The 953-nt window shown below is 44.5% G+C and carries 3 protein-coding genes; all 3 read right to left on the bottom strand.

Going from position 1 to position 953, the window contains the following annotated elements:
- Window positions 1-379: hemerythrin domain-containing protein (locus R8N49_RS25495; protein ID WP_318190259.1), on the bottom strand; the 379-nt coding region annotated here is incomplete at its 3' end.
- Between the two features lie 91 nt (window positions 380-470).
- A complete protein-coding gene (locus tag R8N49_RS25490) occupies window positions 471-668 on the bottom strand; it encodes a hypothetical protein (RefSeq protein ID WP_005466987.1) in 198 nt (65 codons plus the stop codon).
- 8 nt (window positions 669-676) lie between these two features.
- The gene (locus R8N49_RS25485; protein ID WP_005478615.1) at window positions 677-853 is read right to left on the bottom strand and encodes a DUF1328 family protein; all 177 of its coding nucleotides are present in this window, start codon (window positions 851-853) and stop codon (window positions 677-679) included.
- Window positions 854-953 lie beyond the last annotated feature (100 nt).

Genomic DNA, 953 nt, shown 5'->3' with positions numbered 1-953 from the left:
CGGACATCACCTTGCCTGCCATTTGGAAAAAGCGTTGCTCTTCCTCTTCCAGATGGTGCAGTACCTTGTGGCGCAGTGTTTTCATGTGCGTAAGCCAAGCGGGTGAGCTCCACGCGGTGTCATCCAACTGAGCGATTACTTTGTCGATGGCGTGGTGCTCAGCAATACCGTGACGTGTCATATCGATCGTCTTATCGCTCTCAATCAGCGGTGCGTAAAAGTAACGCTCTTCAGCGGCGGCATGTTGCTCAAGCTCGTGCTTTAGGTCGCGATAAAACTCTCGACGAGTTGGGGAATCTCCGGATGTTTCCATCAGTGCATCCAGCAAAAGGCGCTGTTTTTCATGACTTTCTTTTAGCACATCGAATATGTTCTTCATCTCTGACTCCTTATCGGATTAAGAATAGTTGGTAAAACAAAGGGCGGTTATCACGCCGCCCTTTTTTGCTGTTGGTGGATGAGGTGAACGCTTAACAATCTTTGTCTTCCGCGTTCAGATTCTCTTTAAGGTTTTCACAACCATCTTCAATGGCGTTTTGCGCTTCTTCCGCAGTCTCATCCAATTTTTTGCCCGCTTTTTCCATTGGCCCTTCATCACTACACGCCGCTAAAGCAAATACCAAACCAAATACTGCGGCGATACGATAAATAAATGACGTAACTCGCATGCTAACTCCTATCTATTTACGTTTTTCTTTCCAAGTATCACAAATACTATTGATACAATTAATGACAACAGGAACAGATAAAATATCACTTGCGCGACAGCTGCGGCAGCACCGGCAATACCACTAAATCCGAGCACCGCTGAAACGAGAGCCAAAGCAAGGAAAATAAACATCCAACGAACCATGGTGTTGTCTCCTTATTTTTTAAAGTGAAAGCTCAATATTAGTTATTACTGAACGACTTCAAGCTTATCGACAACCTTATTTACATCGTTGGTATTATTT

Source organism: Vibrio sp. 1978 (assembly GCF_033344345.1).
Note: the sequence above shows the minus strand (reverse complement) of the source record. Positions and strands in the feature narration are given on the sequence as shown.